Here is a 15,359-nt window from a genome sequence, read left to right on the forward strand (position 1 = left end):
CGACGTTATCTGTGTCAATGTCGAGATTGGACAAAAACGATATTTGCCGGAGGGGATGACGGCAAGGATTCGGCTTCTTCAGCGACAAAATGCATACCCGATGTTGTTGCTGAACTTGAACTACATCAAGGCGTTCTGGCTAGGACGATATCGGTCAGTTCGGTTCTTGGGCAAGGCGGTTCTTGCCTGTTTGAGCTTTGGTGTCTTGAGTTTCCCGTTCTTGCTCAAGAGGTCATTCGTGCGGGTGACTTCATGAAAGAAGCCAGCCTGTGGAAGTTGGTGGAAGCCATCGTAATACGAATTGTTCCTGGTCTTCTGAACATAGCGACGTTGCTGTACATCGGCAGCCATCTGGAGACTGGACAGTACGGTGTTTTCAGCACGACGATTGCGACAGTTTCATTTATTTCGACACTTGTTTTTGGAGTCGCGACCTATTCGATAATGCCGGTTTCCGCAAAAATGCATGCCGCGGGAATGGGTAGAGAGTACGTATCGTCCATTTTGACCGTGCTGGCAGTTGTGGTGTTGTTTGTCGTTCTGGCTGGACTGGCAATGACGTGGCTGGGATTTGGCAATGCCGTTGCCGCGACCATCATCGTTTCTTTCGGCTTGCACACCGCACTTCAAGAGATTTTGAGGTCACAACTGCGTTTGTGGGCGTACGGTTGGTCGGCGATTGGCCAGGCCGTCGCATACCAGGCAGGAGCCATAATCCTGCTTGTCGGCGATGCGAAAGTAGGCTCGGCTCTTGCAGCCTTTTCGCTCAGCTATTTCGTCGGAGCGCTGATTTCATTTGCCTTCCTGGGACCTATGAATCTGAGACGGCCTGGCTTTTCCTATCTTGCCGGGTCTCTGGTTACAGGCTGGGGATTTGTGTTGAGCAATCTGGCCGAGAGCGGCGTGTTTGTCGGCATTCGATACATTGTTTTGTTGCTTGGCTCCGAGACCCATCTCGGTGTCTTCTCGTTTTGCGTCGATCTTTCACAACGGTCCGTCGGCTTCTTCATGAATGCGGCCAGCTTCGTATTTGTGCCAAGGGCGTTTCTCAGTGCCGCAAATGGAAACGTCAGGGAGTTTCGGCGCGGACTGTTCGAGGGAGCGGCCATCGCACTCATTTTTGCGACCGTGGCCGCGGCCGGAATAGTTGGCCTGTTTTTCTCGGGCCATGCATCCGGATGGCTGGGGAAGTCTTTTGATCCTGTGGTGTTCGGGATCGTTTCTTGTGCTGTTCTGGTCAACAGGACGAAGAAAGTGATCATCGATCCTTTTGCGCTTAGGTCGAGCAAAGCGATGACGTTGACCTATTCCTACGCGATAGGGGCGTTGGCTTGCTGTTGTCTGGCGGCATTGGGCCTTTGGTGGCGGGTGCCTCTTGGCAGTGAAATGGCATTTTTGTTCGGATATGTCGTTGCCGCTGGCTGTTCCTTTTTCGCATTGAGGAATGTGATTGCAGATCAAGGGCCTGGTGCGAAACAGCGCACCGTTTTGATGGTCGGTCCGGATGCCAGAAATGAATGAGAAGAAAGCATTCTACGACGAGAAAAACAGGCGCATCGTCCATGTCGGCACGGTGGCTGATGACGACTATTGGGATTCTCACTGGGCGGAAGGGATTGTCTTGAGGCCGGATCGCTTTGTCGTTGAAACCACCAAGCGATACCTGACCGGATCGGCCAAGATCCTGGACGCTGGATGTGGCTTGGCCAATACGGTCCATGGCCTCGACCAGGCAGGCTTTTCCGCCTACGGGATCGACTTCGCGCAGAAGACCGTGGGGATGGTGAATCGTGCCGCGCCCCATTTGCAAGTGACCGTGGGGGATGTTCGAGCAACGGGCTTCGCGGACCAATTCTTCGATGGGGTGTGGTCTCTGGGGGTGATCGAGCACTTCTTCGACGGTTACGATGAGATCGCATTGGAGATGAAGCGCATCATCCGGTCAGGAGGAGTTGCCTTCGTGACAGTGCCGAGCATTTCTCCTCTCCGGCGGCTGAAGATCAGAATGGGTCTCTATCCCAGGTTTCCAGGTGAACGGGCCGGATTTTACCAGTTCGTTCTTGAGCCGTCTTCGATTGTTTCCAATTTCGAACAGCACGGCTTCAAGCTTCTGGGATCACAGCCGAGGGGAGGCTTCAAGGGGCTGAAGGACGAGACATTTTTCTCCAAGCCGATGCAGGCCTGGTACGACAGTAAGAATGGAATCCTGAGAGGTTTGCGTGCTGCTGCGGACCGGTTGCTCGGCCCATTTTCGCATCATACGCGGCTCTACGTCTTCCACAGGATATAGCGCGGATGTCAAATCCGAGTGGGCGCAGATCGCCAAACGAAACCGGTGGTGAAGCAGTGTCGATATTGCGAAAGTTTGTTCGCACGAATGTGGCCATTTCCGAGTTCCTGGACAGTGCTCTGCCGCGGCGCCTTCGCATCGACGGCAACCGGACCTTTGCGACGGAGATAGCACCTCCCTTACTTACCTCAAACGCTCGGGTTTACGATCTTGGCGGGGGTGCCAGGCCGTTCGTCAGTCTTTCGGAGAAGCGGCGCCTGGGGCTTTTTGTCGTTGGGCTCGACCTCGACGCGGAAGAGTTGTCGAAAGCGCCACGCGGAATATACGACGAGGAGATTGAAGCGGACCTTACCTCGTTTAGGGGGAGGGGCGATGCCGACGTCGTCATTTGCCAAGCAACGCTCGAGCACATCCGTGATGGCGAGGGCGCCCTGCGCGGCATTGCCAGTTGCGTGAAACCGGGAGGCATGGTTGCCATTTTCTCGCCCTCGCGCAACGCCGTTTTTGCCAGATTGAATCGGGTCCTGCCGGAGGGGATGAAGCGACGGCTGCTTTTTGCGATCTATCCTGAAAAGGGCATGGGTCATGACGGGTTTCCGGCCTTCTACGACAAGTGCTTGCCCAGTGACGTCGAAACAATCGCAAAACGGAACGACCTGGAACTTATCGAGCGCCGTCTGTTCTGGAAAAGCTCCTACTTCTATTTTTTCGTGCCGGCCTTTCTTGCCTGGCGCATCTGGTTAGGCGTTTCGGCCCTGTTCCTCCGCAAGGATGCCGCTGAAACCTACGCCTATGTCTTTCGGCGAAAACAGTGAGTTCCCGCGGCCCATGAAAAGGAAGCTCGCGCTGATCGCCATTCCGCTCGACAGAAGAGGCGGTGCCGAAACCATCCTGAAACTTGTTGCGCGCGCACTCGCGAGGCGACCCGACTGGGACGTCGAAATCGGCTTCTTGGGTAGCCAGGCGGCGGGCGAGGCCGCTGGATCACACCAGGACGGAATTCGGTGCAGCTACGGCTATGGCGGCGGCAAGGCCATGAGCGAGTTTTTGCTCGCCCCGCGGCTGATCCGGCGTCGGTACGATTTGGTGTTCTCGAGCCACGCACGGGTAAACTCGTTTCTGGCTGCCGCCCGAAGCGTTGGACTTCTCCGCAGCCATAGGCTGGTCGCCCGCGAGTCCACGGTACTTTTGGATCGCTTCAAGGGTCCTCGCGCGCTCGCTTACAAGGCGCTCTACGCTGCCTATGGCAGCCAGGACATGATAGTCGCGCAAACGAGCTATATGAATGAACGCCTGCGTGACGTATTGCCCCGGCGAGCAATCGCCAAGCTGTGTACTTTGCCCAACCCGGTCGACGAAGATCTCATCGTCAAAATGTCCATGGAAGCATCGTCGGGGCACGACGCCGAGATACTTTCACGCCGTCCGCAGATAGTCTGGTGCGGCCGGCTGATTGATGTGAAGCGTCCGATGATCGCGGTTGATGTGCTGGCCGAAGTCAGACGAAGGACCGGCGAGGATTATGAGCTGACCATGGTTGGCTCTGGCCCCATGGAAGCGGAGTTGAGAGCCCGCGCCGGCAAGCTTGATCTGACCTCGCGACTCAATCTGCTCGGCCAGAGAGACAACCCGTTTCCGCTGTTTCGCGCAGCGCGTGCCGGCATTCTCACGTCGGCGACGGAGGGATTTCCCAACGTCCTTCTGGAAATGATGGCTTGCCGGATTCCCGGCATCGTCACCACCCCCTGTGCGGGAGATCTGGACATGCTGTCGGGCCTGGAGATTTCAGCCGGCTTTGGCGCGTCGGAAATTGCGGAAGCACTGCTGAAGGTCATTCAAGGTGGTGATCGGTCGGCCTTGTACGGAAAGACCTTGTCGGAAAGATCGCCGGATCGGTTTGCGGATATGCTGTTGAGAACGCCGTTGTCATATCCGGGTGCGCAGCGATGACGGCCGTTGCTCGCAACAAGATAGTCGTCTCGATAAACACATCCTGGAATGTCGTCAATTTTCGCAAGGGACTGATCGAGGCGCTGCGGAGCCGCGGCTATGACGTGGTCGTCGTCGCGCCGAGAGACGAGTATTCTCCGCTGATTGCGGCCATGGACTGCCGCTATGTCGAACTCGACATGGACAATTCCGGCACGTCACCGTTGCGGGATTTGGTCCTTCTGTGGCGCTACTGGCGTCTCTTGCGGCGCGAGAGACCGCTGGCCTTTGTCGGCTTCACGATCAAGCCCAATGTGTTCGGCTCCATCGCGGCCAATCTGAACGGCATTCCCGTCATCAACAACATTTCGGGATTGGGGACAGCGTTCGTCCGCGGTGGTCTGCTGCTCAGGATTGCCAAGGCCTTGTACCGGGTGGCATTGGCCCGTTCCAAAATGGTTTTCTTCCAGAATGACGATGACCGGATGCTGTTCGTCAACGAACGCCTGGTTCGCAAGGATCGAACCGCGCTTTTGCCTGGCTCCGGCATCGACCTCGTGCGTTTTGCCCCTTCGCCCGAAGCGCGCACCGGGTCTGGCGCCATCATCTTTCTTCTCGTGGCCCGGCTTCTCTGGGACAAGGGTGTCGGCGAGTTCATCACGGCGGCTCGTCGGGTTTGCCGTGAGGTGCCCGGAGTGCGTTTCCAGCTACTCGGCTTTCTTGATGTCGAAAACCGGACCGCGGTCAACCGCGAACACGTGGAAAAATGGGTTGGCGAGGGATTGGTCGAATATCTCGGCTCCACCGACGATGTGCGGCCTTTCATTGGTGCCGCGGATTGTGTCGTGTTGCCCTCCTACAGGGAGGGAACGCCGCGCTCGCTGCTCGAGGCGGCTGCGATGGGCAAGCCGCTGATCGCAACCGACGTGCCAGGATGCAGGGAAGTGGTGGACCACGCGGTCAATGGCTTCCTATGCAAGGTGAGGGACCCTGATGACCTTGCGAGCAAGATGGTCGAGTTTGCGCGGCTGGACGACTCGTCCAGGGACAGGATGGGAGCCCAGAGCAGAAACAAGGTCGAGCGGCAGTTTTCGGAAACGATCGTCATCGAGAAGTACATGCAGCAGATAGAAAGACTGAGCGCCCTTGCGGCGAAATGAGCGGACCGGCCGCACAGGGTCGGAGGGAGGATAGTTTTGTCAGTCAGGAGCATAGCGTTGCTTGCCGTCGTGGCAGTTTTGTTTGGTGTTGGCTTTCTGGGCATCATCGTGATGCAGAGGGGCGGCCCGTCCCCCGCGAAGCCGGTAGCCGAGCTCAAGCCGTTTGACGGCAAGCTCGCCATTCCATCGGTCGATGATCTGCGTGTCGGCGGTCGCAAGATCCTGCTGTGCGGGGCGTCGTTTTCCAGGCCTCAGGCCATGCGCCTCCTGGTGACGGAAGCGGCGCGCCGAGACTACCAGGGGCTCGTCCTGGCCTGCAAACCTGTCGGTGCCGGAACACCTTGCGACGGCAAGATCGCTTCCAGGGTTGGCGATAACCTTGTTGTGCAGTGCCTGACGGCTGAGGGGGAAGATTTGGCCACCATACTCACGCAGGGCGGAATTCTCTGCGGCCAGCCGGTTCAGGCCGGCGCAACGTACAAACCTTGCTGAGCAGGTCGCCAGTCAGACCAGAGGCTCTTGCGGCGAAGTGAGTGGGTCTTGTTCTTAAGCTGGCCGGCTGCCCGCAGTTGGGTATTTATGGGTCCTTTATTGGGTATGTCGGTTCTTGAATTTTCGGGTATTTTTGGGTATATTTGCGGGTATGACCCTGAAGATCGACTCTCTGCAAATTACCACCGAGATCCTTGCCCTGGTCTCGGAGATCGACGAATTCAAAGGGGCTTGGCGAGCGCTGGGCGCGCTTGCTCCGGAACGCTTATCGGCTCTGCGCCGCGTTGCGACCATCGAGAGCATCGGCTCTTCTACCCGTATCGAAGGAAGCAGGCTTACTGACGGCGAAGTGGAGCGGCTGCTCGCCAACCTCGACATCAAATTCTTTGAGTCCCGAGACGAGCAGGAAGTCGCCGGATATGCGCAGGTCATGGAAATGATCTTCGCGCATTTCGATGCGATTGATCTGACCGAAAACCACCTGACACAGCTACACCGTGACCTGCTGGCGTTCAGCAACAAGGATGAACGCCACCGCGGTGCATATAAGACACTCGCCAATAATGTCAGTGCGTTCGATGCCGACGGAAAAGAGATCGGCGTCATCTTCGAAACGGCGACGCCTTTCGATACGCCGAAGCGGATGAAAGAGCTTGTCGAGTGGACACGCGACACACTCAACGAGCAAAGCCTGCACCCTCTGCTCGTCGTCGCAATCTTCACGGTGGTGTTTCTGGAGATACACCCATTCCAGGACGGCAATGGAAGGCTGTCACGCGTTCTGACGACGCTCCTGCTGATGCGCAGCGGATATGCGTATGTGCCTTACTCTTCCCTCGAAAGTGTGATTGAGAACAGCAAGGAAGGCTACTATCTGGCGCTACGCCAGACTCAGAAGACGATCCGCAGCCCGAACCCCAATTGGCAACCATGGGCTGTGTATTTCCTGCGCGCTCTGCAGCAGCAAAAGCGGAGATTGGAGAAAAAAATCGAGCGGGAACGTCTTGTGCTCGGCACGTTGCCGGAACTCTCTCTGCAAATCGTTGAGGCCATCAATGAGCGTGGGCGCATAACCATCAGCGAGATCGTCAACCTGACAGGTGCAAACCGAAACACCGTCAAAAAACACTTGGCAATTCTGGTCGAAGCGAACCATCTGGCCCAACATGGAACCGGCAAGGGAACGTGGTACGGCCAAAATAGGCGGTAAAGCCGCCAAGTCTGAGGCACGTCGACTTGGTGAGTTGGATCGCGGTTGGGGCATGGAGCAGATCTCTATGGCGGGAGAGCAGGAATGTAGCCGAGCCGGCCGCCTACCCCGTTGGCCGCGATTGGTATCGAGCCGATCTCGAATTACATGCTGTCAGCACGACCAATGGTTGAAATCGCGCGGCTGCCATCAAGGAATATCTACCGAAAAATGTATCGATAATTCAATATATTAGGTTGGTTGGCGAAAGGTTTGGCGCGCTCAGCTTGGTCAAAGCTTATCGAGCCAGTCACCGCGGAAAGGAGACCTCAAATTTTTTTCCGATAGTAAGAAACCTGTGACAGGTAGTCGAAAACTATTAATGCGATCTGGCTAAGGTACTGTGCTTGGACAGACACGCGTCAGCTTAAATCGCCTCGCGCGCGCGAAACAGGTTGGAATTGTGGCGAAAAACTGGTACGCGCTGATGCAATGCCTTTGACTGGGTGCGTCTGAAGTGGTGCAGCGAGAAGGGATCGAAGACTGATGAGCCTTGTGGTTAAAACTGCGCTTGCCGTATTTGTCGTGTCAATCGGGTTTGGTTCAGCTTCATCGTTTGCCCAGGATGCTTCGTGCAGCTGCGCGACACCCTATCAAGGTTCGGCAAACCAGATCGGATCCATCCGTTCCGCCACCGGTGATGTGATGGTGTCGCAGACGGCGGGCTATGGCGCTGCCAAGGTTGGAAGCGCGCTCGATTTCGGCAGCCGTGTGGTGGTTGGCGCCAACGGCGCGGCCTCCGTTCTGGTCGGCGGCTGCAATCTGGAGGTTTCGGCCAATTCGAGCCTCGACGTTTCCCGTCTTGGCAACAACATTTGCCTCAAGCTTGTCGGCTCTGAGAAGACGGCTGCTATTCAGCCCTCCGGCGGCGGCGCCGGGTTCGGTCCGCCGGAGGCGATTTTCGCCGGGGCGCTTCTGACGTCTGGCGTGCTCGCGGCGACGCAGGACGACGACAACGGCGTCAGCCGCTGACGAAGATATGGCGGCGTCGGCCGCTGTAGAGAAGGGTCTGGAAAGGTCGGCGGCCCGGCTGGTTTATTGGGTTTGTTAACCATATTGTTCTATTGCTTGGGGCGGGGCGGGCTGTAATTCGTACCAACAGGGCGAGTTACAGGTTTTGGTGGGGTAAAATGATGAGTTGCCATCGGTTCGGGGTTGCTTTTGCTTTTGTTGCATTCGTCGCAGGGGGCGCCCTGTTCGCCGCGCCCGAGGCTGTAGCTCAGCAAACCTGTTCCTGTCTTGTGCCGGCGTCCGCAGACGCAATAGGTCGTCTTACGCAGGTCCGGGGTGATGTCCAGATGTCCCAGGCCGGCGGCTATGCAGGGGTGGATGCCGAGGCGCCGGTGTATGCGGGCGCGCGCATCATGACCGGGGCGCAGGCGTCTGCTTCGCTGGCTATCGGAGCCAATTGCGCGCTCGATATTCCAGCCAATGCCACCGTCAAGGTCGACCCTATCGAAGGCGGCATGTGCGTTTCGCTTGAGACACCGTCTGCGACGATCGTACCCGCCAGCTCAGAAACTGGCATGCTGCCGGTTCTCTTGGGCGGCGCCGCCGTCGGTGGTGCCGCCGCCCTTATTATCGGCCTGCAGGATGACGACGACGCGGTCAGCCAATAGGCGGGATACGACCCCCGCTGTTTTGCGTAAATTTGTCAAATGCGTCATTCGCCTTCATGCGGGTGACGCGTTTCTATTTTGTCGAGGCGAAGCTTTGCCTCCTCTCAACCAGAAACGCCAATGATCGACCTGCATTCACATATCCTGCCCGGTCTCGATGACGGTTCTCCTGACTTGGCCATGTCGCTGGAGATGGCACGGCTGGCAGTGGCCGACGGTACGACGCATATGGCATGTACGCCGCATGTAATGCCTGGGGTTTATGAGAACGCCACGCCAAAGATTGCCGGGGCTGTTCAGGCGTTAGAACTGGAGCTTCATCGCGCTGCCATACCGCTTACCCTATATGTTGGCGCTGATGTTCATCTCGCGCCTGATCTCCCCGATCGATTGAGGGTTGGTACGGTGCCGACTCTGAACGGATCCCGCTATTTCCTGTTCGAACCGCCACATCACATTTTGCCTCCGCGGCTCGAAAACTTCGCCGCCCGTCTCATAGGCGCCGGCTTCGTGCCGATCCTCACTCATCCAGAGCGGTTGACCTGGATCAAGGCGAATTACGACGTCATCGAGAGGTTGAATACGCTAGGCTGCCTTATTCAGCTCACGGCTGATTCTGTGACGGGGGCCTTTGGACGTACGGCGCTCTACTACTCGGAGAAGCTGCTGGATGAGGGCAGGGTGGATATTGTCGCCTCCGACACCCACGGCGCCAGCCGGCGGCGGCCAGGGCTTTCGCAGGCGGTTGTCGCCATCGCGAACCGGTGTGGGGAAGATGAGGCTTACAACATGGCAGTGAAACGCCCGGACGCGATATTGCAAAATCGGCCGCTCGTGCCCATCGGAAAGCAAAGCCCGAGAAAATCGGGGGGCAGCAGTGCGGGGCGGTTTGGCGGATTGGGCCGGTTGTTTAAGAGCGGGGCTCTTTGATGGGCATTTTCGATCTCGCAAGAAGTCATGCGGGCACCGTGCCCGCTTTGCTCGCATCGCTAGCAATATCTGCCTGCGCAAGCACTTCGTCGACATCGACGTCCTCCACCAGTTCTGTCGATGCGCTGCAGCCGACGGCGTCTTCATCGGCGCTCTCTGGCGGTGGTACGCTGCAGGTGGTCAAGGATCTCCCGCCGCCGCAGAATACCCAGAACGGCAGCGAGCAGCCTCTGTCTGCCAACGATGTGCTCGAGGTCAGTGTTTTTCAGGTCGATAATTTGAACAGAACAGTTCAGGTCGACGCGGGCGGACAGATTTCGCTTCCGCTGATTGGGACCATGACTGCAGCCGGCAAGACCGTTCGTCAGCTCGAGAAGGAAATCGAGACTGCCTACGGTGAAAAGTACTTGCAGTCGCCTGACGTGACGATTTTCGTCAAGGAGTCGATTGGCCAGCGCATCACGGTCGATGGTGAAGTCAACAAGGCCGGCATTTATCCGGTGTCCAGCAGCGCTTCCTTGCTCGACGCGATCGCTCTTGCCGGAGGGTTCAATCCGGTCGGTGATGCCGGCAAGGTCTTCGTCTATCGCAATGTCGGCCAAAACAAGCTGGTCGCAAATTACAATGTCGAGGAAATCCGCGCCGGCAAGAACCGCAACCCGCGCATCTATGGCGGCGACGTGGTCGTCGTTTTTGCTTCGAAGTCGAAAATCGCGATGAACAATTTGAAGGATGCGCTGGGCCTCGCCTCCAGCGCTGCCCGCATTGCGGTCATTCCGTAGACACGGACAACCCCAGGATCACCTCGCGCATGCTCGATCGTAACAGGCAGCCCCAACTTGCCGGACCCGGACATGGCCAGGCCCTGTCCGCGGACTCCTATTACGACGTGCCGCAAAACTACGGTCCCTATGGTCGCGACTATGCGGGCCAGGATGAGGGGTTCAACCCGCTCAAGATGCTTTTATACATCGTCCAGTATCGCTGGCTGATCGTCATGATGGCGGCGGCCGGGCTCGTTGCCGGCGTCATCGTGACGATGATGCAGACACCAAAATATCTGGCGACGACGCAGCTCGAAGTTCTGGTGCCTTCGGCGAAAGTGTTTCAGGACATTGAGGTCGTTTCCGAAAACAGCGACGTCCGGGCCTTCCTGACCGCTCGGGAGAAGCTGAAGAGCCGGGCATTGGCTCAGCGCGTGGTGTTCCAGCTTGGGCTTAGCGAAAAACCGGATTTTCTGTTTCCGACGCCGAGCTTTTCCCCGAGCAATATTGTCTACCGTGCGTTCGGGATGTCCAAGTCACCCTCCATTGAGGAGAAAACGCCCGAAGAGCGCGAGGCAATTGCGATCAAGCGCATCCAGGAAGATCTGACAGTCAATCTGGTCACCAATACGAGCCTGCTATCGATCACCTTCGTCGATCAAAAGCCGAAATATTCAAGCGACGTTGCCAATCAGGTCGCGCAGAGCTTTATCGATCAACGTCTCGATCAGACCAGCGAGACCTCTGATCTGGCACGGCAGTTCATCCAGGAACAGGTTTGGCAGGTGAAGCAAAAGCTGCAGACCTCCGAAGAGGAACTGGTCACCTATGCAAAAGATGCCGGCATCACGGTTACCGGCGATGACAAATCGCTGATCGGCTCCAACATCGAAGCCCTGAACACCGCCCTGGCCACTGCAATCCAGGAGCGTCTTGATGCGGGGCGGGTGGTCGATCAGATAGAAAAAGGCCGCGGGTCGAGCCTCGGTCCGGTTCTGGAAAGCGAAGGTCTGCAGAAGCTTAGCGAAAAGCTGGCGGATCTGACCAGCCAGTATCAGCAGAAATTGGGCATCCTGAAGCCCGGTTTTCCGGAAATGCAGCAATTGCAATCGCAGATCAAGGAACTCCAGCGAATCTACAACAACGGCGTGCTGGCGATAACCGATTCGTTGCGGCTGAAATATCAGGAAGCACAGAACAAGGAAGCCGACCTCAAGTCCAAGCTCGCGGAGATGGAGAGGCAGCAGGTCGTCTTCAACGACAAGAATATCAAATACACGATCCTGAAGCGCGAGGTCGACTCCAACCGGTCGCAGTATGACAGCCTTATCGCCAAGCTGAATGAAGTCGGCGTCAGCTCGGAGCTCAAGACGCAAAGCGCTGCGATAGTCGATTTCGCTTCGCTGCCCACAGCCCCCTATTCTCCACGTCTGAGCATCAACCTTGCAGTCGCTCTCGCGCTTTTCATGGCCCTGGCTGCATCGATCATCTACATCATCGAGTTGCTGAACAATACTTTCACCAACCCGGAGCAGATCGAGAAAGAGCTGGGGCTGGCGATGCTCGGCATCCTGCCGCTTGTCGGTGACCGCGAACTCATAGCCAGCATCGCCGATCAAAAATCCGGGCTCTCCGAGGCCTATCGTTCGCTGCGAACATCGCTGCAGTTCTCCGGTGCGGAGGGCGCGCCGCGATCGCTGCTGGTGACCAGTTCGGAACCGTCGGAAGGCAAGTCGACCACGTCGTTCAAGCTTGGCCAGGATTTCGCGGCACTCGGCGCAAGGGTTCTGCTTGTCGACGGCGATCTCCGCAAACCCAACCTGCACCGGCTGTTCGGCCTCGACAATGCGATCGGGCTGAGCAACCTGCTGACTAATACCGTTCGCAAGGACGATCTGCCGGGCATTTTCAGACCGACGAAATACCCTAATGTCACCGTGCTGACGTCCGGAACGATTCCGCCGAATCCGGCCGACCTGCTCTCGTCGCCGAAGATGGCGTTGATCTTGACCAATCTAGGCAAACGCTTCGATCTGGTCATCATCGACGCCCCGCCGGTCGTCGGTCTTTCCGATGCACCAATCCTCAGCCGGCTTGCCGAAGGCACATTGATGGTCGTTTCGACCAATCAGGTCACACGCAAGTCAGCCAAAACGGCACTCAAGCGTCTGCGCTCAGCCGGTGCGAACGTGATCGGAGCGGCAATGTCGAAATTCACGGTCAACAAGTTCGATTACAATTACGCCTATAAATACATGAACTATCAGTACTACGACTATGGCGCGAGTACCCCGAAAATTGAGGGCAAAGTCGATGACGGAGCAGGCGAGCCCGCTCACGCGAAATCTCCGGCGTTCAGGCGTTTGGTTCGTCGCCTCCGTTCTGGTGTTGGCGGTTTCGTCGATAGGGCTAAGTCGGCTTCTTGAGTCGGAAACGCCGGCCGTCTCGCTTGCGCTCGATCCGTTGAACATAGATGCCTTGATAGGCGAAATTGCCGGTCGGCTGAGCGAAACAGGCGACGGTGTTGATCTCGATGTCTTGGCAGCAAAGGCGAGGGGCGCGCTTCGTTTCAACGTGGCGGACGCCCGGCTCTACAGCCTGATAGGCGAGATTGAGTATCGACAAGGCGAGAAAGACGAGGCTTTTGAACTCTTCGACCAGGCTCGAAAGCTGTCCAAGACTGAAATCCATTCGCTTCAGAGATCGATCGATCGCTCGATCGAGATGGGCGACCTGTCAAAGGCCGTCGCCGAGATCGACACGTTGCTGCGCCGGTGGCCGGACACATTTCCAGTCATTGCGGCGGGCTTGCCGGCTATTCTTTCAAACCCGGACGGATATCAGGCTGTCCTGGCAGCCTTAAGGATCGAGGCACCGTGGAGGTCCAATCTTTTCTCCGCTCTTGGTAAGAATCCGCGGGGCCTGCGCGTCGCAAATCAACTGTTGCTGGACCTTACCGGATCGAGCTCACAACCGACGTCGAAGGAATTGTCTGCCGTAATCAACGGTTACATCCGGCAGAAGGAATACGAGGCGGCCTATCGGCTGTTCCTGTTCAGTCTGTCCGATCAGGAGCGGACACTGTCCGGATACATTTTCAACGGCGGCTTTGAACAGATCCTCAGCGACAAGCCATTCGACTGGCAGGTTCGCGACCGCTCCGGTCTGGAAATTACCTTTGCCGGGGCGCGCGATGTCGCAGAAAGCGATAGCGGAGCGACTGTCCGATTCCTGAATACGCCGGTGAAGAACGCCGCGCTCCAGCAATATGTCGAACTGCCTCCCGGCTCCTACAGGATTTCCCTGATCGCCTCCGCGAGAAACCTGAAGCTGCCCAAACAGTTGTTCTGGTCCATCAGATGCGCGGATCCGGCGAGCGAAATAGCTCGGTTCAACATTCCGGAGGGCACATTCAATCGGCGGCAGTTGAGTCTGGATTTCGCGATCGGACTAGGCGCGTGTCCCATGCAAGTGTTGCGGCTGGAAACAGCTGCCATCGCTGAGAGCTGGCGATTTCGATACGTTGGCACGTTGGTCATGCACAAATTGAGCATCGAAAGAGTTTCATCTTGAGAGAGCGGTCAGCCCGGTCCACGGAATGGGAAAAATATCTGCTTGGGTCGGTTCTTTTCCTGTCAGTGCTGATTGGCGGCGGCACCGCGAGCGGTCTCTACACCGATGCGCTGACCGAGGTGGCGGCGATTGTCGCGGCCGCGGCCGTCTTTTCAAGGCCGTCGGGGCACGGCATCCCTCGCTCGGCCCTGTGGTTGCTTGCTCTGGGCCTTGCCGTGTTCTGTTTTCAAATCGTGCCGCTGCCAGCCGCCCTGTTAAGCGGCTTGCGGCCTGAGGTTCTACTTGCAAATCCGTGGCTGAGCGGTGAAACCGGGCTGCGTTTCGTCAGTGTCGGCGTGGGACGTACGATCGAGTGTCTGTTGTACTTCCTGGCGATGGCTGCATTCTTTCTGAGCGTCACCCGCCTGCGCCCAGATCAGGTCTACGGCCTTCTGCCCTTCTTTTTCATGGGTGTCATCTGTAACGGACTGGCTGCGGCGATCCAGTATTCGCTCTCCGATACGGTCGCCATACAGGGTTTGCTGCCGTTCACGATCAATGCCGGACTGTTTGCCAACCAGAACCATTTTTCAGCTTTGCTCTTCGTCTCCATCCCCTTCGTCGTCTACTACGGCCTGTTTCGCGGGCATCTTCTGTCCGGGTCGCTCGGCTTGATAACGCTGCTGCTGTTGCTTCTTGCCGCCGGTTCGCGCGCCGGTATTCTGATAGGACTGGCGATCACCATAATATCAGTCGTCTTTCTGTCCGCGCGCTCGAGGCTGGGCGGGTATGGAATACCCGCTGTCTTCATCGGGCTTTCGCTCTATACGATCGGGGCGTGGACGAAAATCGATGCGGAAGTGGTTGACCCGGCCTTTGGACGGGCCGAATTTGCCCGCACGACGATCGCGGGAATTGAAGAGAACTGGGCGACGGGCGTGGGCTTTGGCAGTTTTCCAAAAGTCTACCAGATTTACGAAAAGGGAGAGATGATCTTCAAGCCCTACGTCAATCACGCCCACAATGATTATCTGGAATTGGCACTTGAAGGTGGCGCACCTGTTGTCTTTCTGGTCGCAGCTTACTCGATATTGCTTTTTGCGTTTTCCGTCACGGCACGGCGAGATCCGCTGCAGAAAATGGCGTTTCTCTCAGTATCGTTTCTGCTCGTTCATTCCCTGGTCGATTATCCCATGCGAACGGCGGCGCTTGCGATGACTTTCGCCTATATGAATGGCATCATCTTTCACAAGGGATTCGCTGGGCGGTTAAGCCAGAGAGGCGAGTCGACCGAGGCCCATGATGACAATCTGCTTGTTCCCGTCAGGCCGGCTCTGGCAAGACGATAGCAATGCGTCGCCTGGAATTGGCGAT

14 protein-coding genes are annotated in these 15,359 nt (G+C 57.2%); all 14 read left to right on the top strand.

The annotated features are described in order from the left end of the window. A partial coding sequence (locus tag EN749_RS37605; protein WP_189367361.1) for a hypothetical protein occupies window positions 1–1,521 on the top strand: 1,521 nt, incomplete at its 5' end. Continuing rightward, a complete protein-coding gene (locus EN749_RS04140) occupies window positions 1,514–2,290 on the top strand; it encodes a class I SAM-dependent methyltransferase (RefSeq protein WP_189367363.1) in 777 nt (258 codons plus the stop codon). The genes EN749_RS37605 and EN749_RS04140, both read left to right, overlap by 8 nt. 5 nt (window positions 2,291–2,295) lie before the next feature. After that, window positions 2,296–3,105, top strand: coding sequence for a methyltransferase domain-containing protein (locus EN749_RS04145; protein WP_128362606.1), 810 nt, complete (start codon window positions 2,296–2,298; stop codon window positions 3,103–3,105). Then, entirely contained in the window at window positions 3,083–4,240 is a 1,158-nt protein-coding gene (locus tag EN749_RS04150; protein WP_189367365.1) for a glycosyltransferase, read from the top strand. The genes EN749_RS04145 and EN749_RS04150 overlap by 23 nt, the downstream gene beginning before the upstream one ends. Then, window positions 4,237–5,379 carry a glycosyltransferase family 4 protein gene (locus EN749_RS04155; protein ID WP_127395603.1) on the top strand — a complete coding sequence of 381 codons (1,143 nt, stop codon included), beginning with the start codon at window positions 4,237–4,239 and terminating at the stop codon, window positions 5,377–5,379. Before EN749_RS04150 ends, EN749_RS04155 begins: the two co-directional genes overlap by 4 nt. 57 nt (window positions 5,380–5,436) lie before the next feature. After that, complete coding sequence (locus EN749_RS04160; RefSeq protein ID WP_127395604.1) at window positions 5,437–5,871, top strand: hypothetical protein; 435 nt, start codon at window positions 5,437–5,439, stop codon at window positions 5,869–5,871. A gap of 151 nt (window positions 5,872–6,022) precedes the next feature. Beyond that, window positions 6,023–7,081 carry a DUF977 family protein gene (locus tag EN749_RS04165; protein ID WP_128289074.1) on the top strand — a complete coding sequence of 353 codons (1,059 nt, stop codon included), beginning with the start codon at window positions 6,023–6,025 and terminating at the stop codon, window positions 7,079–7,081. A 684-nt stretch (window positions 7,082–7,765) separates the two neighbouring features. Continuing rightward, window positions 7,766–8,092 (top strand): hypothetical protein, encoded by a 327-nt coding sequence (locus tag EN749_RS04170; RefSeq protein WP_245481758.1) that lies wholly within the window; start codon window positions 7,766–7,768, stop codon window positions 8,090–8,092. 326 nt (window positions 8,093–8,418) lie between these two features. Further along, window positions 8,419–8,739, top strand: a complete 321-nt coding sequence (locus EN749_RS04175) for a hypothetical protein (protein ID WP_128362608.1) — start codon at window positions 8,419–8,421, stop codon at window positions 8,737–8,739. A 120-nt stretch (window positions 8,740–8,859) separates the two neighbouring features. Further along, the gene (locus EN749_RS04180; protein WP_127395608.1) at window positions 8,860–9,669 is read left to right on the top strand and encodes a CpsB/CapC family capsule biosynthesis tyrosine phosphatase; all 810 of its coding nucleotides are present in this window, start codon (window positions 8,860–8,862) and stop codon (window positions 9,667–9,669) included. Further along, window positions 9,669–10,451, top strand: coding sequence for a polysaccharide biosynthesis/export family protein (locus tag EN749_RS04185; protein ID WP_027035883.1), 783 nt, complete (start codon window positions 9,669–9,671; stop codon window positions 10,449–10,451). The genes EN749_RS04180 and EN749_RS04185 overlap by 1 nt, the downstream gene beginning before the upstream one ends. Before the next feature lie 29 nt (window positions 10,452–10,480). Then, window positions 10,481–12,859 (top strand): polysaccharide biosynthesis tyrosine autokinase, encoded by a 2,379-nt coding sequence (locus tag EN749_RS04190; protein WP_128362609.1) that lies wholly within the window; start codon window positions 10,481–10,483, stop codon window positions 12,857–12,859. Next, window positions 12,747–14,006 carry a hypothetical protein gene (locus EN749_RS04195; protein WP_127810974.1) on the top strand — a complete coding sequence of 420 codons (1,260 nt, stop codon included), beginning with the start codon at window positions 12,747–12,749 and terminating at the stop codon, window positions 14,004–14,006. Before EN749_RS04190 ends, EN749_RS04195 begins: the two co-directional genes overlap by 113 nt. Further along, window positions 14,003–15,334 (top strand): O-antigen ligase family protein, encoded by a 1,332-nt coding sequence (locus EN749_RS04200; protein WP_128362610.1) that lies wholly within the window; start codon window positions 14,003–14,005, stop codon window positions 15,332–15,334. The genes EN749_RS04195 and EN749_RS04200 overlap by 4 nt, the downstream gene beginning before the upstream one ends. Window positions 15,335–15,359 lie beyond the last annotated feature (25 nt).

Origin of the sequence: Mesorhizobium sp. M7A.F.Ca.ET.027.02.1.1 (assembly GCF_004022985.1) — a bacterium.
GTDB lineage: Bacteria > Pseudomonadota > Alphaproteobacteria > Rhizobiales > Rhizobiaceae > Mesorhizobium.